This is a genomic window from Mycobacterium sp. SMC-18, from assembly GCF_045310895.1.
In the GTDB taxonomy this organism is placed as follows: Bacteria; Actinomycetota; Actinomycetes; order Mycobacteriales; family Mycobacteriaceae; genus Mycobacterium.
The window spans coordinates 21,072-37,924 of the sequence record NZ_JBJIAL010000008.1; the positions used below are offsets into that span (position 1 = coordinate 21,072).

Here is a 16,853-nt window from a genome sequence, read left to right on the forward strand (position 1 = left end):
CTCGCTGCCGTCATCGGATTGGTCGTCGCGCTGCTAGCGGGCGAATGCGTGTGGGTGCGGCCTTCGCTCGTCGCGATGCCCGCGGTGCCCGACGCCGGTTATGGATTCAGCGTCGGCGCGCCGCAGTCCTGGATGAGCGACGCCGACGCCGACCGCGAACTCGATGCCGTGGCCCGAACGCGGGCGGAGTGGATGCGGGTGCTGATCGACTGGCACATCGTGGAACCTGTTAAGGGCCAATACAATTGGCACTACGTCGACCACTGGGTGAACGGCTCCAAGAAGCGTGGCCTGAAGGTGCTCGGCCTGATCGCGTACAGCCCCACGTGGGCTCGGGCGCCGGGTTCGTATTTCAGTGCGCCACCGGTGAATCCGGCGGACTACGCCGCCTTCGTCACGGCCGTCGTGCAGCGCTACGGCGACCGCGTCGCCGATTGGGAGATCTGGAACGAGCCGAATCTGCCGCTGTTCTTCGGATTCACCGACAACCGCGCTGCCGTCTACACCGAGCTGCTCAAGGCGGCCTATCCGGCGATCAAGGCCATTCAGCCCGACGCCACGGTCATCGCCGCCGGGCTCAGCCGCGCCACCGGCCCGGACGCGCCGACCAAATTCCTCGCCGACATGTACGCCAATGGCGCGCGGAAGTTCTTCGACGCCACCGCGATGCACCCGTATGTGTTCCCGGGCGGCATCGCCGAAGACGGCGACAACGGGTGGTCGGACCTGGTGCGCGTGCACGACCTGATGACCGTCAACGGCGACGGAGACAAGAAGGTGTGGATGACGGAACTGGGCGCCTCGACGTGCGCGCCGCAGGCCCGGGGCGTCAGCCAGGACGAGCAGGCGCGCCAGATTCTGCAGGTGCTGTCGGGCGTGGCGGGGACGGGTTGGAGCGGCCCGGCCTTCATCTTCGCGGTGCGTGACACCGACACCGCCAAGCGTGACGACCTCGAATCCAACTTCGGTGCGTTGCTGACGTCGGACTGGAAGCCCAAGTACACGGCGGCGGTGCTGGCTCGGTAGCCCACCACGGCGGCCGCGCCGCTCGTATAGTCGAGGCGTGGCAGGCCGTCCGATTCATACGTTCGAAGTACTCCGCACCCAGCGCCTGACCCCGCACATGATTCGTGTTGTGTTCGGCGGCAACGGGTTCGACACCTTCACTCCCAAGGAATTCACAGATTCCTACGTCAAGTTCGTCATCGTGCCCACCGGTGTCCAGGTGGCCGATCTCGCGCAGCCGCTCACGCTGGACAGCTTCGAGGAGCTGCCGGCCGACCAGCGCCCGACGGTGCGGACCTACACCGTGCGCAGCGTCGACGTCGAGCAGCGCGAACTCACCGTCGACTTCGTCGTACACGGCGACACCGGCGTGGCCGGGCCGTGGGCGGCGTCGTTGGCGCCAGGCGACCCCGCGTATCTCATGGGACCCAATGGGGCATACGCGCCCAACCCGGCCGCCGACTGGCACCTGCTGGCCGGCGACGAAGCCGGGCTGCCGGCGCTGAGCACCGCGCTGGAAGCGTTGCCGCCCAACGCGATCGGCCAGGCCTTCATCGAAGTCGACGGACCGGACGACGAACTCGAGTTGACCGCGCCGGCCGGCGTGAAGATCCAGTGGATCCACCGCGGCGGCCGCGCCGACCTCGTGCCCGATGACCAGGCCGGCGACAACGCGCCGCTCATCGCGGCGGTCCGGGCGGCCGACTGGCTGCCCGGCCAGGTCCAGGTGTTCGTGCACGGTGAGGCGCAGACCGTCATGCACAACCTGCGGCCCTACCTGCGCAAGGAGCGCGGCGTCGGCGCCGAATGGGCGTCCATCTCCGGCTACTGGCGCCGCGGCCGGACCGAAGAGACCTTCCGGCAGTGGAAGGCCGAGCTGGCGAAGGCCGAAGCCGAGGCATAGGCCGGAAAGCCGACGCGCAGGCCGACGCTAATGTGCGATCCTCAGCCGAAGTTTGCGACGGAAGGGCGGCCTGATGGCGTTCGGTGACTATCAACTCGAGATTTACCTGCAGGGGCTCGGCGGTGTCGTCCCGACGCTGCCGATCTCGTTCGCGGAACTCGAGGAGCGCGCCCAGGCCGCGATGCCGCCGTCGATCTGGTCGTACGTCGCCGGCGGCGCCGGTGACGAGCGGACGCAACGCGTCAACGTCAGCGCCTTCGAGCGCTGGGGCCTCATGCCGCGGATGCTGGTCGGGGCCACCGAGCGGGACCTGACGATCGACCTGTTCGGGCTGAAGCTGCCATCGCCGTTGTTCCTCGCGCCCATCGGCGTCATGGGCATCTGTGCCCGCGACGGCCACGGCGACCTGCATGCCGCGCGGGCTGCGGCCCAGACCGGGGTGCCGATGATGGTCTCGACGCTCACCAGCGATCCGCTGGAGGACGTCGCCGCCGAATTCGGTGATACCCCAGGCTTTTTCCAGCTGTACACCCCGAAAGACCGCGATTTGGCGGCGAGCCTCGTCAGCCGTGCCGAAGCGGCGGGGTACCAGGGCATCGTCGTCACCCTCGACACCTGGGTACCCGGCTGGCGTCCCCGCGACCTGTCGACGGCCAACTTCCCGCAGCTGCGCGGCCACTGTCTGTCCAACTACACCAGCGACCCGGTCTTCCGTGCCAAGCTGCCCGCGCCGCCCGAGCAGAACCCACAGGGCGTGGTGATGCAGTGGGTGCAGGACTTCGGCAACCCGCTGACCTGGGACGACCTGCCCTGGCTGCGATCGCTGACGAAGTTGCCGCTGCTGGTCAAGGGCATCTGTCACCCCGACGACGCGCGGCGCGTCCGCGACGCCGGCCTCGACGGCATCTACTGCTCCAACCACGGCGGCCGGCAGGCCAACGGCGGAATTCCGGCCATCGACTGCCTGCCCGGCGTCGTCGCGGCGGCCGACGGACTGCCGGTGCTGTTCGACTCCGGCGTCCGGACCGGCGCCGACGTCGTCAAAGCGCTGGCGCTGGGGGCGACGGCGGTCGGCATCGGCCGGCCGTACGCGTACGGCATGGCGCTGGCCGGCACCGCCGGCGTCGTTCACGTGGTGCGGTCCCTGCTGGCCGAGACCGACCTGACCATGGCCATCGACGGCTACCGCTCACTGGCCGAACTGACGCCGGATGCCTTGCGTCGCGTCGACGCCTGAGCGAACAAGTGGATGCAACACCCAATCTTACATCCACTTAACCGATAAATGGATGTAAGGTCGCAGTGTGCATCCACTTAGCGCTGTTACTTACGAGGATGTGCGCTGGGAGCCGCAGGTTCATTACGCAGGTATGCCACCCAAACACGGCACCTACCATCCAGCAGTGCCGGCAAGCATCGCCGAGCTGGACCTGGTGTTGCCTGACGCGGTCTTGGCCGAGGCTGAAGCAGCGAGATCGCCCGGTTCGACGCCGAACTAGGCGGCGAGATCGCACCGTTCGCTGCGGTCCTGCTGCGGTCGGAATCTGCTGCCAGCTCCCAGATCGAGAATCTCTCGGCGTCGGCAAGATCTGTCGCCGAGGAAGAGCTCGTCGGTGGCACTGGCAAGCGCAACGCCGCCGACATCGTCGCCAACACCGCCGCGATGCAGGCTGCGTTGGATCTCTCGGGGACCATCGACGCCGCAGCCATCCTCGCGATGCACGCCGCGCTCATGGTCAATCAGCCACGGCACACCCCGGGGCAATGGCGTACCGAGCCGGTGTGGATCGGTCGTGGATCGACACCTGTCGGTGCGACATTCGTAGGCCCACGTCACGAACTCATTCCCGCTGCGATCGACGACCTCATCGCGTTCACGAGGCGCACCGACACCGCAGTACTGCCGCTGATCGCGGTAGCCCACGCTCAATTCGAGACGCTGCACCCGTTTACCGACGGCAACGGTCGCACCGGGCGTGCGCTGGTCCAGGCAATGCTGCGCAATAAGGCACTGACTCGTCAGATCACTGTGCCGGTGTCGGCGGGGTTGCTGGCCGATACGGACGGATACATCGGGGCACTTACGGCGTACCGGGAGGGTGACGCCGCGCCCATCGTGGAGCGATTTGCCGAGGCAAGTCTGCGCGCCACGGTCAACGGTCGGCAGCTGGTCACAGACCTGCGTACCATCCGCGCCAGCTGGAACGACAGGATCACCGCGCGTGCGGATTCAGGAGCGTGGAAGGTGGCCGACCTACTGACCAGCCGCCCCGTGATCAATGCCGCACTGCTCGTGGACAAAGGCATTGTGGCCCAGACTGCACACGCCCAGCGCGTACTGACTCCATTGGTTGAGGCAGGCGTGATCATCGAGACCACCGCTGGGCGCCGCAATCGCGTATGGCGATCCCCGGAAGTTCTTGCTGCGCTCGATGCGTTCGCCGAACGTGCGGGCAGGCGCGTCGACGCCTGAGGTCACAGCTCGGAAACCGACGGGTGGCGTGACGGGCGATCGGCCGAGCGTTCTGCCAACGTAGGGGAGTGCACCAGGCGGTTCTCGACGAGTTCGATCAGTACCTCGAACTCGAATGCGGGCGTTCCGAGCACACGCGGCGCGCCTATCTCGGTGACCTGCGGTCGTTGGGGGAATTCCTCGGCGACGACGCGACCCTCGCGGACCTGGACCTCATGACGCTGCGGTCGTGGCTCGCCGAACAGGCCGCCAGGGGCGCCGCCCGGACCACGCTGTCCCGCCGGACCTCGGCGGTCAAGACCTTCACTGCGTGGGCCGTGCGGCGCGGGCTGCTCGAGACCGACCCGGCCGTCCGGCTGCAGACCCCCAAGGCGCATCGTGCGCTGCCCGCAGTGCTGCGTCAGGACCAGGCCGTCGATGCCATGTCGGCGGCGAATTCCGGTGCCGAACAAGGTGATCCGGTGGCGCTGCGGGACCGGCTGATCGTCGAGATGCTGTATGCCACCGGCATCCGTGTCAGCGAGCTGTGCGGCCTGGACATCGATGATGTCGACCAGAGCCGCCGGTTGCTGCGCGTGCTCGGTAAAGGCGACAAGGAGCGCACCGTGCCCTTCGGGGAACCGGCCTTCAACGCGCTGCGGGCCTGGCTGTCCGACGGCCGCCCGGCGCTGGCGGTCGCGACGTCCGGCCCGGCGCTGCTGCTCGGGGCACGGGGACGACGCCTCGACCCCCGACAGGCGCGAACCGTCGTGCACCAGACGATCTCGGCGGTGGACGGTGCACCCGACATCGGGCCGCACGGCTTGCGCCACAGCGCGGCCACCCACCTGCTGGAAGGTGGTGCCGACCTGCGCGTGGTGCAGGAGCTACTGGGGCATTCATCGCTCGCGACGACGCAGCTCTACACGCACGTGACCGTCGCCCGGCTGCGCGCCGTCCACGACCAGGCCCACCCTCGGGCCTAACTCGTCGTCGCGAGCATTTTGGGGGCCGCTCGCGGCCGGCGAGGGTGCGCATCGTGCACGCGAATAGCGGCGTGTCGCCGTACAAACACGGCCGCTCGCGGTCAAAGGGGCTTGAGGCGGATCGGGGTGGTGGCGAGCAGGCCGAGGGGATCGACGTAGTCGGCGTCGGACGACGCGCCCCACATGGCGCCCCAGTGCAGACAGCTCGCGCAGCCGGGGTGCCCGGCCAGCAGCGTGCCGAGCGGCGTACCCGCCGCGACGACGGCGCCGGCGCGCACCGCCGCCCGGACGGGCTCGTAGCTGGTCCGCAGCCCGCCCGGATGAGCGACCGACGCGACGGGCCGGCCTGCGAGCTCGCCGGCGAACACCACGGTGCCCGGGCCGGCGGCGTACACCGTCTGGCCGGCGGCACCGGCGAGGTCGACGCCCCGATGCCCGCGCTGCCAGTTCGGCCGCGGCGCGTCGAACGTGCGCACGACGGCCGGTCGCGGCCGCAGCGGCCAGTCCAGGCGGTCGTCGGTGGCGTGCGCCACGCCGGTCGAGCCGAGTCCGGCGAGCAGGAGCGCCAGTAGAGTCCGCATCAGGCCAGTTCAGCGCTTCGGCGGCGGCTTCGGCACCCCCAGAAACCCGATCTGTGGATAACCCGCGCACTGTGGACAAAAGCACCCCCGGCGAGCGTGTAAACTTCCACCTGCAATCCGCATTCGTGGGTTGACTTCGCGCGCCTGCACAGCGGCTCGATCTCGGGTCGCCACCGCATGCCGGGCGGTCCCACCTCGGACAACCGAGTTGGGTCCGGCACGCAGCAGACGCCAGGGTCCGGAATCACCCGATACCGGACGACAACCGATAACTGAGTGAGGCACCAACATGGCCGTAGTGACCATGAAGCAGCTGCTGGACAGCGGCGCACACTTCGGGCACCAGACCCGTCGCTGGAACCCCAAGATGAAGCGGTTCATCTTCACCGACCGCAACGGCATCTACATCATCGACTTGCAGCAGACGCTGACCTACATCGACAAGGCGTACGAATTCGTCAAGGAGACCGTTGCCCACGGCGGCACCGTGCTCTTCGTCGGTACCAAGAAGCAGGCCCAGGAGTCCATCGCCGACGAGGCCACCCGCGTCGGCATGCCCTACGTCAACCAGCGCTGGCTGGGCGGCATGCTCACCAACTTCTCGACCGTTCACAAGCGCCTGCAGCGCCTGAAGGAACTCGAGTCGATGGAGCAGACCGGTGGCTTCGAGGGTCGCACCAAGAAGGAAATCCTCATGCTGACGCGTGAGAAGAACAAGCTCGAGCGCAGCCTCGGCGGTATCCGGGACATGCAGAAGGTTCCGTCGGCCATCTGGGTCGTCGACACCAACAAGGAGCACCTGGCCGTTTCCGAGGCCATCAAGCTCGGCATCCCGGTCATCGCGATCCTGGACACCAACTGCGATCCCGACCAGGTCAACTACCCGATCCCGGGTAACGACGACGCCATCCGCAGCGCCGCGCTGCTGACCAAGGTGATCGCCTCCGCGGTTGCCGAGGGTCTGCAGGCCCGCTCGGGTGCCAAGACCGAGGCCGAAGGCGCCGAGCCGCTCGCCGAGTGGGAGCAGGAACTGCTCGCCGGTGCGACCGCCGGCACCGACGCTGCCGCTGAGACCACCGAAACCACCACCACAGAAAGCTGAGATGGCTAACTACACCGCTGCTGACGTAAAGCGACTGCGGGAGCTCACCGGCTCCGGCATGCTCGACTGCAAGAACGCACTGGTTGAGACCGAGGGTGACTTCGACAAGGCCGTCGAGGTCCTGCGCATCAAGGGTGCCAAGGACGTCGGCAAGCGCGCTGAGCGCGCCACCGCCGAGGGCCTGGTCGCCGCCAAGGACGGCGCCCTCATCGAGCTGAACTCCGAGACCGACTTCGTCGCCAAGAACGCCGAATTCCAGGCTCTCGCGGACCAGATCCTCACCGCTGCCGTCGCGGCCAAGGCCAACGACGTGGAGACCCTCAAGGCCGCCACCGTCGACGGCACCACCGTCGAGCAGCTGGTCGCGGACCTGTCCGCGAAGATCGGCGAGAAGCTCGAACTGCGCCGGGTCGCCTACTTCGACGGCACCGTCGAGACCTACCTGCACAAGCGTGCCGCGGACCTGCCGCCGGCCGTGGGTGTGCTGGTCGAGTACAACGGTGCTTCCGAAGAGGCCGCTCACGCGGTCGCGCTGCAGATCGCCGCGCTGAAGGCCAAGTACCTCACCCGTGAGGACGTGCCCGCCGACCTGGTCGCCAACGAGCGTCGTATCGCCGAGGAGACCGCCAAGGAAGAGGGCAAGCCCGAGGCCGCACTGCCGAAGATCGTCGAAGGCCGCGTCACCGGCTTCTACAAGGACGTCGTGCTGCTCGACCAGCCGTCGGTGTCCGACAACAAGAAGACCGTGAAGGCCCTGCTGGACGAGGCCGGCGTCACCGTGACCCGCTTCGTGCGGTTCGAGGTCGGCCAGCAGTAAGAACTTGGGCAGCACACCCGCTGCTCACTGACAAAACCCCGCGCACAAACCCGGCGATCCCGGAGTGCGCGGGGTTTTGCTTTTGTCCGGCTAGGGCCGGGGCAGCTTGCGGTGCAACGGATTCGTCGTCACCGGCGCGCGGCGGCGACTCGTGGGCAGGCTCTGGACGACATCGGGGCGGTCCGCCGTGGCGCGGGTGGCGTCCTGCGCCCGCATGCCCGGCGAGTTGCCGGCGCCCAGGGCGGGCGCTCCGATTCGGCGCCTGGCCGCGCCGCTGCATCTCGGACACGGCGTATCGGCGGGCACGCTCGCCATCGAATGTTGTTCGGTGAAGTCCGGGCAACCCTGTCCACACCGGAATACGTAGGTAGGCACAACGACACCATAAGCCCTATCCGCCAACGTCATCCGGATGTAACTTGCCCGAACCGCAGACGAGACACCTTCAGTATTGAATACTTCCATTCGGAAGCAAGTGTGTTTGTGTCGCTAGGAGGTCAATGTGCCGGAATTGCTGTTCCCCTTGGATTCGGCGAAGAAGTTCACCGACCAACAGTTGGTCGGCCACAACCGATGGCACCCGGACATCCCGCCGGCCGTCACCGTCAAGCCGGGGGACAGCTTCCGGGCGCACTGCCGCGAGTGGTTCGACGGTGCCATCCACAACGACGACTCGGCCGAGGACATCCTCAACGCGCCACTCAAGGGCGTGCACTGCCTGTCCGGGCCGTTCGCGATCGAGGGCGCCGAGCCGGGTGACCTGCTGATCGTCGACATCCTCGACGTCGGGCCCATTCCGCAGGAAGACTCGGGGCCGCTGGCTGGGCAGGGCTGGGGATACACCGGCATCTTCGCCAAGCAGAACGGCGGCGGGTTCCTCACCGACCAATTCCCCGACGCCTACAAGGCGATCTGGGACTTCTCGGGGCAGAAGGCCACCTCGCGCCACGTGCCCCATGTGAAGTACACCGGCATCGTGCATCCCGGCCTCATGGGCACCGCGCCGTCGGCGGCGCTGCTGGCCAAATGGAACGCCCGCGAAGGCGCGTTGATCGCGACCGATCCCGACCGCGTGCCGCCGCTGGCATTGCCGCCCGAACCGCAGGACGCGATCCTGGGCTCATTGCGCGGCGATGCCTTCACCAAGGCTGCCGCCGAGGCCGCCCGCACCGCGCCGCCCCGCGAGAACGGCGGAAACCAGGACATCAAGAACCTCACCAAGGGCAGCCGGGTGTTCTATCCGGTGTTCGTCCCCGGCGCGAACCTGTCGTTCGGCGACCTGCACTTCTCGCAGGGCGACGGCGAGATCACGTTCTGCGGCGCGATCGAGATGGGCGGGTTCATGGACCTGCACGTGGATCTGATCAAGGGCGGCATGGAAACCTACGGCGTGCATGAGAACGCGATCTTCATGCCCGGCAACACCGACCCGCAGTACTCGGAATGGCTGGCGTTCTCCGGCACCTCGGTGACGCTCGACGGCGAGCAGAAATACCTCGACTCGGATCTGGCCTACCAGCGCGCATGTCTGCACGCCATCGACTACCTGACGAAGTTCGGCTACAGCCCGGAGCAGGCCTACCTGCTGCTCGGATCCGCGCCGATCGAGGGCCGGCTCTCCGGCGTGGTGGACATCCCGAATTCCTGTGCGACGGTGTACATCCCGACGGCGATCTTCGATTTCCCGGTGGCGCCGTCGGCATCGGGGCCCTACCAGATCGATCCCGGAATGGGCGCGCCACACGCCAGTTTCTGATCCCGCAGCCGGCAGCCAGTTCCCCGATTACCTTGGGGGACTGGCTGTTTGGCGGGTACCGGTGTCAGCCGCGCAGGTCTGCCGGGGAGCTCGAACCCTGCAGGACGCCCAGCAGCTCGGTCAGGGCTTCGGGCTGCAGCGACGCTGACGTGCACAGCGCGGCCAGCTGTTCGGACTTGTTGAGCCGATCCCGGATCTGGCGGTACAGCGCGCTGCCCCGGCGGGTCTGGTAGACCAACACCCGCCGGCGATCGACCACATCGGCCTTGCGCAGCACCAGATTGTCGTCGACCATCCCGTCGACGAGCCGGGTCAGACTCGGCCCGGGCAGCAGCGTCACCTCGGCCAGTGCCGTCATCGGTTTTCCGGCGCCACCCTCGAGTGCGGCCAGCACGTGCCACTGACGCACCGTCAGACCGCCCAGGTGATCGGTCACGACGCGGTCCAGTTCGAAGGCGACCGACTTCACCAGTCGAGCGAGTTCCTCGATGGTGTCAGCACGGGCGCCGGGCTTCATCTCCATGGTGGCGCCCAGCCTACCGTGGTCGGACCTGTCGTCTCGCCGTGAAACAGCGCTGATCGGAAGGTATCTTCAAAATGAATTCTGGCCACCCGGCCGCCGGACGTCGTGGTCGTCGCGATTGGTGTGGCAGGGCTGGGCTGGTCTCCCAAGGTGAGGTGATGGTGAATCCGAAACCTGCGACGACTCCCGCGCGCCCCGACCGGGATGCGGTCGACATTGCGCTCGTGGTGCCGTTGAGCGGGCCCGCCGGGATGTTCGGACCGTCGTGCGAGGCGAGCGCCGAACTGGCCGCTGAGGACATCAACGCCGCCGGCGGCATCCTGGACCGGCCGGTTCGCATTCATGCCGTTGACGCCGGCGCGCCGTTGAACGAGCTCGCGGACGAACTGGGCCGCCTGGTGGCCCAGCAGCAGATCGACGCCGTGGTGGGCTGGCACCTGTCGAATGCGCGGCGGGTCATCACCCCGCAGACGGCCGGGCGGGTGCCCTACGTGTACACCACGTTCTACGAGGGCGGCGAGAGCACCGACGGCGTGTACATGGTGGGGGAAACGCCGGAGCAGCAACTGTTTCCGGCGTTGACGTGGTTGCGTGAGCACCTCGGGCTGAAACGCTGGTGCATCGTCGGCAACGACTACATCTGGCCGCGGCAGACCGCCCGCGTGACCAAGGAGTACATGTGGCGGTCGGGCCTCGAGTTCGTCGGCGAGGCATTCGTTCCGTTGGGCGGGCGAGATTTCCGGACGATGCTCGACGTCATCACCGCCTCGGATGCCGACGGGGTGCTGGTGTTGATGGTGGGTGCGGACAACGCGGCGTTCAATCGCGCGTTCGCCCGCGCCGGCCTGGACCAGAGCGTCGTGCGCCTGTCGTTGATGATCGGTGAGGATGTGTTGTGCGCCAGCGGAAGTGGGGCGACCACCGGCCTGTACACCGCGTGCGGCTACTTCGAGAGCCTCCCCACGGAGGTGAACATGGGGTTCGGCTCGCACTATCTGCAGCGGTTCGGCAGTGCGGCCCCGGCTCTCAACAACATCGGTGAATCCTGTTACGAGGGACTGTTGTTGCTCACCGCGCTGGCGCAGACGGCCCGCAGCCTGGAGGTGGCCGCGATCGACCGGGCGCGCTCCAATGTCGCCTACCAGGGTCCGCGCGGCGAGGTCGTCATGCGTGGTGCTCATACTCGTCAACCCGTGTACCTCGCCAGCGCAGACCAACTCGAATTCGATGTGATCGCCGAACTCACCCCCTGACCGACAGTCATGGCCCCGCCCGGTGCTCTGGGCGAGGCCATGACGGTGCGTCAGCTCGACTGCGGTGTCACCGCAGTTTTCAGTAGTTCCGCGCTGGTGAAATCGGTGTAGCCGTCCTTCTTGCACATGTCATGGCAGTCCTTGGTGAGCGTGCAGGTCAGCGAGGACACGGTGCCGTGGTGGAAGGGGCAGTCGTGGACCATGTCCGGCAGCTCGTACCGCTTCTGGTCGACGACGTCCAGCAGCGTCTGGCCCGCCCACAGCGGCTCCTTCTCGATCTCCTCACGAAGCGGATTGCGCCGCGCCAGGTAGTACTTGCCCTTCGTCGCGATGCACATCACCGGTGACAGCACGAAGGACAGCGTCAGCGCCAGCTAGGGCGACCAGGCCGCGAGGAAATCTCCGAAAGCGTGGTAGAAGGCCATGATCGAGAACACCGAACCGACCAGCATCGAGACGAATCCGACCGGATTGATGCTGTAGAGGTAGGCCCGCTTGAACTCGACGTACGACGGGCTGAGCTTGAGCAGTGGCTTGTTGATCACGAGGTCGGCGACGATCGCACCGATCCAGGCGATCGCGACATTCGAGTAGAACCCGAGAATGGTGTTGAGCACGGCGAACATGTCGCTGAGCATCAGTGCCAGCGCGATGGCGATGTGCAGACCGAGGTACACCACCCGGCCCGGGTGCACGTGCAGCACCCGGCTGAAGAAGTTCGACCAGGACAACGAGCCCGAATATGCGTTTGTCACATTGATTTTCACCTGCGACAGCAACACCATCAGCGTGGCCAGACCGAGGGCGAGGGCGTCGTTGTGGATGACCGAGCCGAAGCCGCCGAGGAACTGCTCGATGGGTTCGGTGGCGGCCGCGAAACCGACCTTGCCCGCGACGTAGAAGGCCAGGAAGGCGCCGCAGATCTGTTTGGCCGCACCGAGAATCACCCAGCCGGGGCCGGCGGCGAGCACCGCGGCCCACCAGCGCAGCGGCGGTGTTTCCGACTTCTCGGGCATGAAGCGCAGGTAGTCGACCTGTTCACCGATCTGGGCGATGAGCGACAACGCCACGCCGGCGCCCGCGCCGACTCCGATGGCCGTCACCTGCTCGCTGCCGCCGTTGCCCGCCCAGCTCAGGAACCCGTGGAAGCCCGCCGGATCCGCGGTCGCGATGAAGGCGATGGGGGCGACGAACAGGATCAGCCACAACGGCTGGGTCCAGACCTGGAACTTGGCCAGGGCGGTCATGCCGTAGAGCACGAGCGGGATGATGATCAGTGAGCCGATGATGTAGCCGACGGCCAGTGGAATGCCGAACGCCAATTTCATCGCCTGCGCCATGATCGCGCCTTCGAGCGCGAAGAAGATGAAGCAGAAGCTGGCGTAGATGAGGCTCGTCAGGGTTGAGCCGAAGTATCCGAAACCGGCTCCGCGCGTGAGCAGGTCCATGTCGATGTTGTATTTGGCGGCGTAATACGCGATCGGGATGCCGGTGAGGAAGATCGTGACCGCGGCGACCAGGATCGCGACGACCGCGCTGGCCGCGCCGTGGGTGACGGCGATCGAGGCGCCGATGGAGTAGTCGGCGAGGTAGGCGATGCCGCCCAAGGCGGCCACGGCACATGCCATCGGCGACCATTTGCGAAAAGACTTGGGCGCGTAGCGAAGTGAGAAGTCCTCGATGGTGTCCTGGTTGGCCCAGGTGACGAAGCGGGACCATGGGCCGACGCGGGCGGCGGCCATCGGTTGGCCGTGCACTTCGTCTAGGGATTGCTCGGTAGTCATGAACGCGTTCCTGTCGAATCCGTCGTAATCGCCAGTGATGCAATGCATCAGGCAGGCAGCTCGGATACGGGCGCCGATGACCGGACCGGTCTGCGACCTGCAGCAGCCGGGTCGAACGGAAATTAGCACCAGTTACTTCCATATGGCACTAGTTCAAATGGAAAGTTACGCCGGGGAAACTGGGCGTTTACGCAGCGCGTTCAACGGTGCACGCAGTCGGTGTCCGGACTCACAACGTGAAATCTGGGGGTAAGGCGGGCTGGTGGTACTGCTTGGTACCGTGGGTGCCATGACACGCATCAGCACATTCGGTGACGACGCCCTCGGCGACCTCGACGCGGTCGGTGTCGCCGACGCGATCCGCAGCGGTGCGGTGTCGGCGGTCGAGGTGGTGCAGGCGGCCATCGCCCGTACCGAGAAGGCACAGCCCGAACTGAACGGCATGGCGTACGAAGCCTTCGAGCAGGCTGTTGAAAAGGCGAATGCACCAAGACCTTTCGGGGGATTCTTCGACGGGGTACCGACGTTCATCAAGGACAACGTCGCGGTCGGCGGCTGGCCCACCATGCAGGGCGCCGACGCCTGGGCGCCCCGGCCGGTGCCGGCCGACGGGGAGTGGGCGCGCCTGTACCTGTCGACGGGGCTGGTGGCCCTCGGGAAGACACAGCTGTCGGAGTTCGGTTTCAGCGCCTCGGCCGAGCATCCCCGGCTGGGCCCGGTGCGCAATCCGTGGGACACCATGGTGACCGCGGGGGCGTCGTCGTCCGGGTCGGGGGCGTTCGTCGCGGCCGGCGTGGTGCCCATCGCCCACGCGAACGACGGCGGCGGTTCCATCCGAATCCCGGCTTCCTGCAACGGATTGGTCGGTCTCAAGCCCACCCGTGGCCGCTTGCCGCTGGACCGTGAGACCCGGATGCCGCTGCAGATCGTCGCCAACGGCGTCCTCACCCGCAGCGTCCGGGACACCGCGGCGTTCTACCGCGAAGCCGAGCGCGTCTATCGGAACCCGAAACTGCCGGCCATCGGCGACGTCACCGCGCCCGGTCGGCGCCGGCTGCGTATTGCGGTGTGCACGAGCTCGATCGGCCGGGACGCCGGCCCCGAGATCCGGGAGTTGACCATGCAGACCGCGGCCCGGCTGGAGGAGCTCGGCCATCGCGTCACCCAGATCGGCAACCCGGCACCGGAGCGGTTCCGCGACGACTTCCTGCTCTACTGGTCTTTCCTGGCCTTTGCGCTGGTCCGTAGTGGAAAACGCACCTTCGGCCCCAGCTTCGATCGCGGCAAGTTGGACAACCTGACACTGGGACTGGAAGCAAAGGCGGCGCGCAATCTGCACCGCGTGCCGGCCGCCATCGCCCGGCTGGCCGCGTCACGGCGCATTCCGGCGCGCCTGGCCCGCGACTACGATGTGGTGCTCACCCCGACCCTCAGCGAGGTCACCCCGCCGATCGGGCACCTGGACCCGACTGCCGACTTCGACCAGGTCATGTCGCGGCTCATCGACTGGGTCGGCTTCACGCCGCTGCAGAACGCCAGTGGCGCCCCGGCGGTTTCGCTGCCGCTGGCCCGGTCCGCGTCGGGGCTGCCGGTCGGGATGATGTTCGGCGCGGCGGCGGGGCAGGAGGCGACGCTGCTGGCACTGGCGTTCGAGCTCGAGCGGGAAATCGGTTGGCCGTCGCTCGCGGCGCGCTGACGTCGACCGGCCGGCGGGGCTATTTTTGCTCGACGCAAGCAGCGGCAACGGCCGCTTTGTCGGGCGGCCAGCCTTATGCTGTCTCACAGGTTGCGTCAATTGGGGGTGTGCATGACTGTCGGGCCCGAGAACGGGGCTGAAAGGCAGCCGTGGAAGTCGTCGGCACAAGGCGGCGGGCCGGAGCCCGCGCCCGGGTCCGAGCCGAGTTCGCCGCCGGTGCCCCCGGCGGGTCCCACCCCGAATCCGACACCGGAGTTCACGCCGCCGGCACCCCCGGCAGAACCGCAGGGTTCCGTCCGCTGGCAGGACCCGGCCACCGCCAAGCCGCGGCAGCCGACCGTCGCCGAGGCCCGGGCCCGCGACAAGGCCAAGAGGGCGCGCGAAGCCGAAGAAGAGATCGAGCGGGTCAAAGCCGAGAAGGCGCGTAAGCGCGCGGCCACCGGCAAGAAGGTCCTCATCGGTTCGGCGGTCGGCGTCGGCGTGGTGGCGGTGGTCGCCGCCGGCTACGCGATCTTCCATCGCGACGATCAGATCAGCGCGTCCTGCGTCAAGGACGGCAGCAACGAAGTGGTGCCGGACAGCTACTGCAGCAGCGGCACCAACTACGGCGGCGGCAGCACGTTTCTGTACATGGGATCGCCGTACCGGTACTACTACGGCGGCTCCAACTCCGGCGTGGGCAGCATCGCCCACGGTGGCACCCTGACCCTGCCGAAAGGCACTACGGCCACAACAAAATCCGGCACCTCCATCTCCAAGTCGGGGTCATCGGTGTCGCGCGGCGGCTTCGGTTCGTCGAGCCACGGAAGCTCCGGTAGCTGATGCGGCGCGAACGTCACGCCCCGCGACCGGGGTGGCAGCAGATCGTGGCCAGCCAGGGCATGTGTTTCGACACCCCGGCCACCGACGCACACGGGAATGACCGTCCGTACTGGGACGAGTCGGTGCACTACGTGTTCGACATGGACGAGGTGCTCTCGATCGAGGCTTCGGTCGAGGTGCTGCACTCGATGTGCCTGGAAGCCGTCGAGAACATCGTGCTGACCGAGCGCTACCGCGACTTCGGGTTGCCGGAGTGGAGCTGGCCGCACATCGAAAAGTCGTGGCGCCGTAGCGATCCGCACCTCTACGGTCGCTTCGACCTCCGTTACGACGGCCGCCGGCCCCCGGTTCTGCTGGAGTACAACGCCGACACCCCGACGTCGCTGCTCGAAGCCGCGATTCTGCAGTGGTACTGGAAGACCGATGTCTTTCCCGCCGACGACCAGTGGAACTCGCTGCACGAGAAGCTGGTGGAGCGGTGGAAGGAAATCCAGGATCGGTTGCCCGGCAACGAAGCCCACTTCACCTGGTCCTCTGCGGACACCAGCGGTGAGGACAACGTGACGCTGGCCTACCTGCAGGAGTGCGCCGCCGAGGCCGGGATGAACACCGTCGGCCTGGCCATCGAGCAACTGGGCTGGGACCGGGACCTGAATCGCTTCGTCGATCTGGAAGACGCCCCGATCTCGACGCTGTTCAAGCTCTACCCCTGGGAATGGGTGCTCGACGACGAATTCGGCAAGTACGCGGCCGAATCCCTGCCGGAGACCATGTGGATCGAGCCGCTGTGGAAGTCGCTGCTCAGCAACAAGGCCATCCTGGCGGTGCTGTGGGAGATGTACCCGGGGCACCCGAACCTGCTGCCGGCCTACATCGATGATCCACACGAGCTGACCGAATACGTCCGCAAGCCCAAACTCGGGCGCGAGGGGGCGAACGTCACGATCGTCGGCGCGGGTTACGAGACACAGACCGGCGGCGTGTACGGCGAAGAGGGCTACGTGTACCAGTTGCTCGACCCGCTACCGCAGTTCGACGACATGCGTCCCGCGCTGGGCGCCTGGATCGTCGGCGACGAATCGGCCGGCCTCGGTATCCGCGAGACCTCGGGTCTGGTCACCGACAACGGCGCAGCCTTTGTGCCCCACCGCATCCCGCAGTGACCGGAAGGA

18 protein-coding genes are annotated in these 16,853 nt (G+C 67.2%); 12 read left to right on the forward strand and 6 right to left on the reverse strand.

Features of this window, described 5'->3' with window-relative positions:
* Positions 1–54 precede the first annotated feature (54 nt).
* The 3 genes from ACJH6J_RS09175 to ACJH6J_RS09185 all read left to right on the forward strand — a co-directional run bounded on the left by ACJH6J_RS09175 (position 55) and on the right by ACJH6J_RS09185 (position 3,146).
* Positions 55–1,026 carry a cellulase family glycosylhydrolase gene (locus tag ACJH6J_RS09175; RefSeq protein ID WP_244872586.1) on the forward strand — a complete coding sequence of 324 codons (972 nt, stop codon included), beginning with the start codon at positions 55–57 and terminating at the stop codon, positions 1,024–1,026.
* Between the two features lie 37 nt (positions 1,027–1,063).
* The gene (locus ACJH6J_RS09180; RefSeq protein ID WP_212811847.1) at positions 1,064–1,909 is read left to right on the forward strand and encodes a siderophore-interacting protein; all 846 of its coding nucleotides are present in this window, start codon (positions 1,064–1,066) and stop codon (positions 1,907–1,909) included.
* A gap of 73 nt (positions 1,910–1,982) precedes the next feature.
* Positions 1,983–3,146, forward strand: a complete 1,164-nt coding sequence (locus tag ACJH6J_RS09185; protein ID WP_212811846.1) for a lactate 2-monooxygenase — start codon at positions 1,983–1,985, stop codon at positions 3,144–3,146.
* Between the two features lie 258 nt (positions 3,147–3,404).
* Here ACJH6J_RS09185 and ACJH6J_RS09190 read toward each other — a convergent pair whose 3' ends face one another.
* A complete protein-coding gene (locus tag ACJH6J_RS09190; protein WP_406774907.1) occupies positions 3,405–3,632 on the reverse strand; it encodes a hypothetical protein in 228 nt (75 codons plus the stop codon).
* Between ACJH6J_RS09190 and ACJH6J_RS09195 the strand changes: the two genes are divergently transcribed.
* Positions 3,627–4,382 carry a Fic family protein gene (locus tag ACJH6J_RS09195; RefSeq protein ID WP_406774908.1) on the forward strand — a complete coding sequence of 252 codons (756 nt, stop codon included), beginning with the start codon at positions 3,627–3,629 and terminating at the stop codon, positions 4,380–4,382. The genes ACJH6J_RS09190 and ACJH6J_RS09195 overlap by 6 nt on opposite strands.
* A gap of 68 nt (positions 4,383–4,450) precedes the next feature.
* Positions 4,451–5,347, forward strand: coding sequence for a tyrosine recombinase XerC (locus ACJH6J_RS09200; RefSeq protein ID WP_212811845.1), 897 nt, complete (start codon positions 4,451–4,453; stop codon positions 5,345–5,347).
* 101 nt (positions 5,348–5,448) lie between these two features.
* On the opposite strand, the gene ACJH6J_RS09205 is transcribed toward ACJH6J_RS09200, so the two are convergent.
* Positions 5,449–5,928, reverse strand: coding sequence for a M23 family metallopeptidase (locus tag ACJH6J_RS09205; RefSeq protein ID WP_406803843.1), 480 nt, complete (start codon positions 5,926–5,928; stop codon positions 5,449–5,451).
* Between the two features lie 289 nt (positions 5,929–6,217).
* Between ACJH6J_RS09205 and rpsB the strand changes: the two genes are divergently transcribed.
* Entirely contained in the window at positions 6,218–7,030 is an 813-nt protein-coding gene (rpsB, locus tag ACJH6J_RS09210) for a 30S ribosomal protein S2 (RefSeq protein ID WP_212811843.1), read from the forward strand.
* Position 7,031: 1 nt separating this feature from the next.
* Complete coding sequence (gene tsf, locus ACJH6J_RS09215; RefSeq protein ID WP_020102030.1) at positions 7,032–7,847, forward strand: translation elongation factor Ts; 816 nt, start codon at positions 7,032–7,034, stop codon at positions 7,845–7,847.
* Positions 7,848–7,937: 90 nt separating this feature from the next.
* On the opposite strand, the gene ACJH6J_RS09220 is transcribed toward tsf, so the two are convergent.
* Positions 7,938–8,222 carry a zinc ribbon domain-containing protein gene (locus tag ACJH6J_RS09220; RefSeq protein WP_244872584.1) on the reverse strand — a complete coding sequence of 95 codons (285 nt, stop codon included), beginning with the start codon at positions 8,220–8,222 and terminating at the stop codon, positions 7,938–7,940.
* A 127-nt stretch (positions 8,223–8,349) separates the two neighbouring features.
* On the opposite strand from ACJH6J_RS09220, the gene fmdA reads away from it, so the two are divergent.
* Positions 8,350–9,603 carry a formamidase gene (gene fmdA, locus ACJH6J_RS09225; protein WP_029118377.1) on the forward strand — a complete coding sequence of 418 codons (1,254 nt, stop codon included), beginning with the start codon at positions 8,350–8,352 and terminating at the stop codon, positions 9,601–9,603.
* A gap of 64 nt (positions 9,604–9,667) precedes the next feature.
* Here the strand turns inward: fmdA and ACJH6J_RS09230 are convergent, their stop codons facing one another.
* Positions 9,668–10,126 carry a MarR family winged helix-turn-helix transcriptional regulator gene (locus tag ACJH6J_RS09230; protein ID WP_244872583.1) on the reverse strand — a complete coding sequence of 153 codons (459 nt, stop codon included), beginning with the start codon at positions 10,124–10,126 and terminating at the stop codon, positions 9,668–9,670.
* A gap of 158 nt (positions 10,127–10,284) precedes the next feature.
* Here ACJH6J_RS09230 and ACJH6J_RS09235 point away from each other — a divergent pair, with 158 nt between their 5' ends.
* Positions 10,285–11,379: a substrate-binding domain-containing protein gene (locus ACJH6J_RS09235; protein WP_244872582.1), complete on the forward strand. Its 1,095-nt coding sequence runs from the start codon at positions 10,285–10,287 to the stop codon at positions 11,377–11,379.
* Positions 11,380–11,429: 50 nt separating this feature from the next.
* On the opposite strand, the gene ACJH6J_RS09240 is transcribed toward ACJH6J_RS09235, so the two are convergent.
* Both ACJH6J_RS09240 and ACJH6J_RS09245 read right to left on the reverse strand, forming a co-directional pair.
* Positions 11,430–11,732: a hypothetical protein gene (locus tag ACJH6J_RS09240; RefSeq protein ID WP_406803844.1), complete on the reverse strand. Its 303-nt coding sequence runs from the start codon at positions 11,730–11,732 to the stop codon at positions 11,430–11,432.
* 21 nt (positions 11,733–11,753) lie between these two features.
* On the reverse strand, positions 11,754–13,163 hold the full coding sequence (locus tag ACJH6J_RS09245) for a purine-cytosine permease family protein (RefSeq protein ID WP_406803845.1): 1,410 nt from the start codon (positions 13,161–13,163) through the stop codon (positions 11,754–11,756).
* 289 nt (positions 13,164–13,452) lie between these two features.
* On the opposite strand from ACJH6J_RS09245, the gene ACJH6J_RS09250 reads away from it, so the two are divergent.
* The 3 genes from ACJH6J_RS09250 (at position 13,453) to ACJH6J_RS09260 (ending at position 16,844) form a co-directional block, all read left to right on the forward strand.
* The gene (locus ACJH6J_RS09250; RefSeq protein ID WP_406801332.1) at positions 13,453–14,859 is read left to right on the forward strand and encodes an amidase; all 1,407 of its coding nucleotides are present in this window, start codon (positions 13,453–13,455) and stop codon (positions 14,857–14,859) included.
* Between the two features lie 216 nt (positions 14,860–15,075).
* Positions 15,076–15,681, forward strand: a complete 606-nt coding sequence (locus ACJH6J_RS09255; protein ID WP_212814847.1) for a hypothetical protein — start codon at positions 15,076–15,078, stop codon at positions 15,679–15,681.
* Positions 15,681–16,844, forward strand: a complete 1,164-nt coding sequence (locus ACJH6J_RS09260; RefSeq protein ID WP_020102022.1) for a glutathionylspermidine synthase family protein — start codon at positions 15,681–15,683, stop codon at positions 16,842–16,844. Before ACJH6J_RS09255 ends, ACJH6J_RS09260 begins: the two co-directional genes overlap by 1 nt.
* Positions 16,845–16,853 lie beyond the last annotated feature (9 nt).

Bases quoted from the DNA above. Each gene is read 5' to 3' on its own strand.
- ACJH6J_RS09205 (WP_406803843.1), bottom strand. From the start codon at position 5,928: ATGCGGACTCTACTGGCGCTCCTGCTCGCCGGACTCGGCTCGACCGGC.
- ACJH6J_RS09260 (WP_020102022.1), top strand. From the start codon at position 15,681: ATGCGGCGCGAACGTCACGCCCCGCGACCGGGGTGGCAGCAGATCGTG.
- ACJH6J_RS09250 (WP_406801332.1), top strand. From the start codon at position 13,453: ATGACACGCATCAGCACATTCGGTGACGACGCCCTCGGCGACCTCGAC.
- ACJH6J_RS09185 (WP_212811846.1), top strand. From the start codon at position 1,983: ATGGCGTTCGGTGACTATCAACTCGAGATTTACCTGCAGGGGCTCGGC.
- ACJH6J_RS09230 (WP_244872583.1), bottom strand. From the start codon at position 10,126: ATGGAGATGAAGCCCGGCGCCCGTGCTGACACCATCGAGGAACTCGCT.
- ACJH6J_RS09245 (WP_406803845.1), bottom strand. From the start codon at position 13,163: ATGACTACCGAGCAATCCCTAGACGAAGTGCACGGCCAACCGATGGCC.
- rpsB (WP_212811843.1), top strand. From the start codon at position 6,218: ATGGCCGTAGTGACCATGAAGCAGCTGCTGGACAGCGGCGCACACTTC.
- ACJH6J_RS09195 (WP_406774908.1), top strand. From the start codon at position 3,627: ATGCACGCCGCGCTCATGGTCAATCAGCCACGGCACACCCCGGGGCAA.
- tsf (WP_020102030.1), top strand. From the start codon at position 7,032: ATGGCTAACTACACCGCTGCTGACGTAAAGCGACTGCGGGAGCTCACC.
- ACJH6J_RS09235 (WP_244872582.1), top strand. From the start codon at position 10,285: ATGGTGAATCCGAAACCTGCGACGACTCCCGCGCGCCCCGACCGGGAT.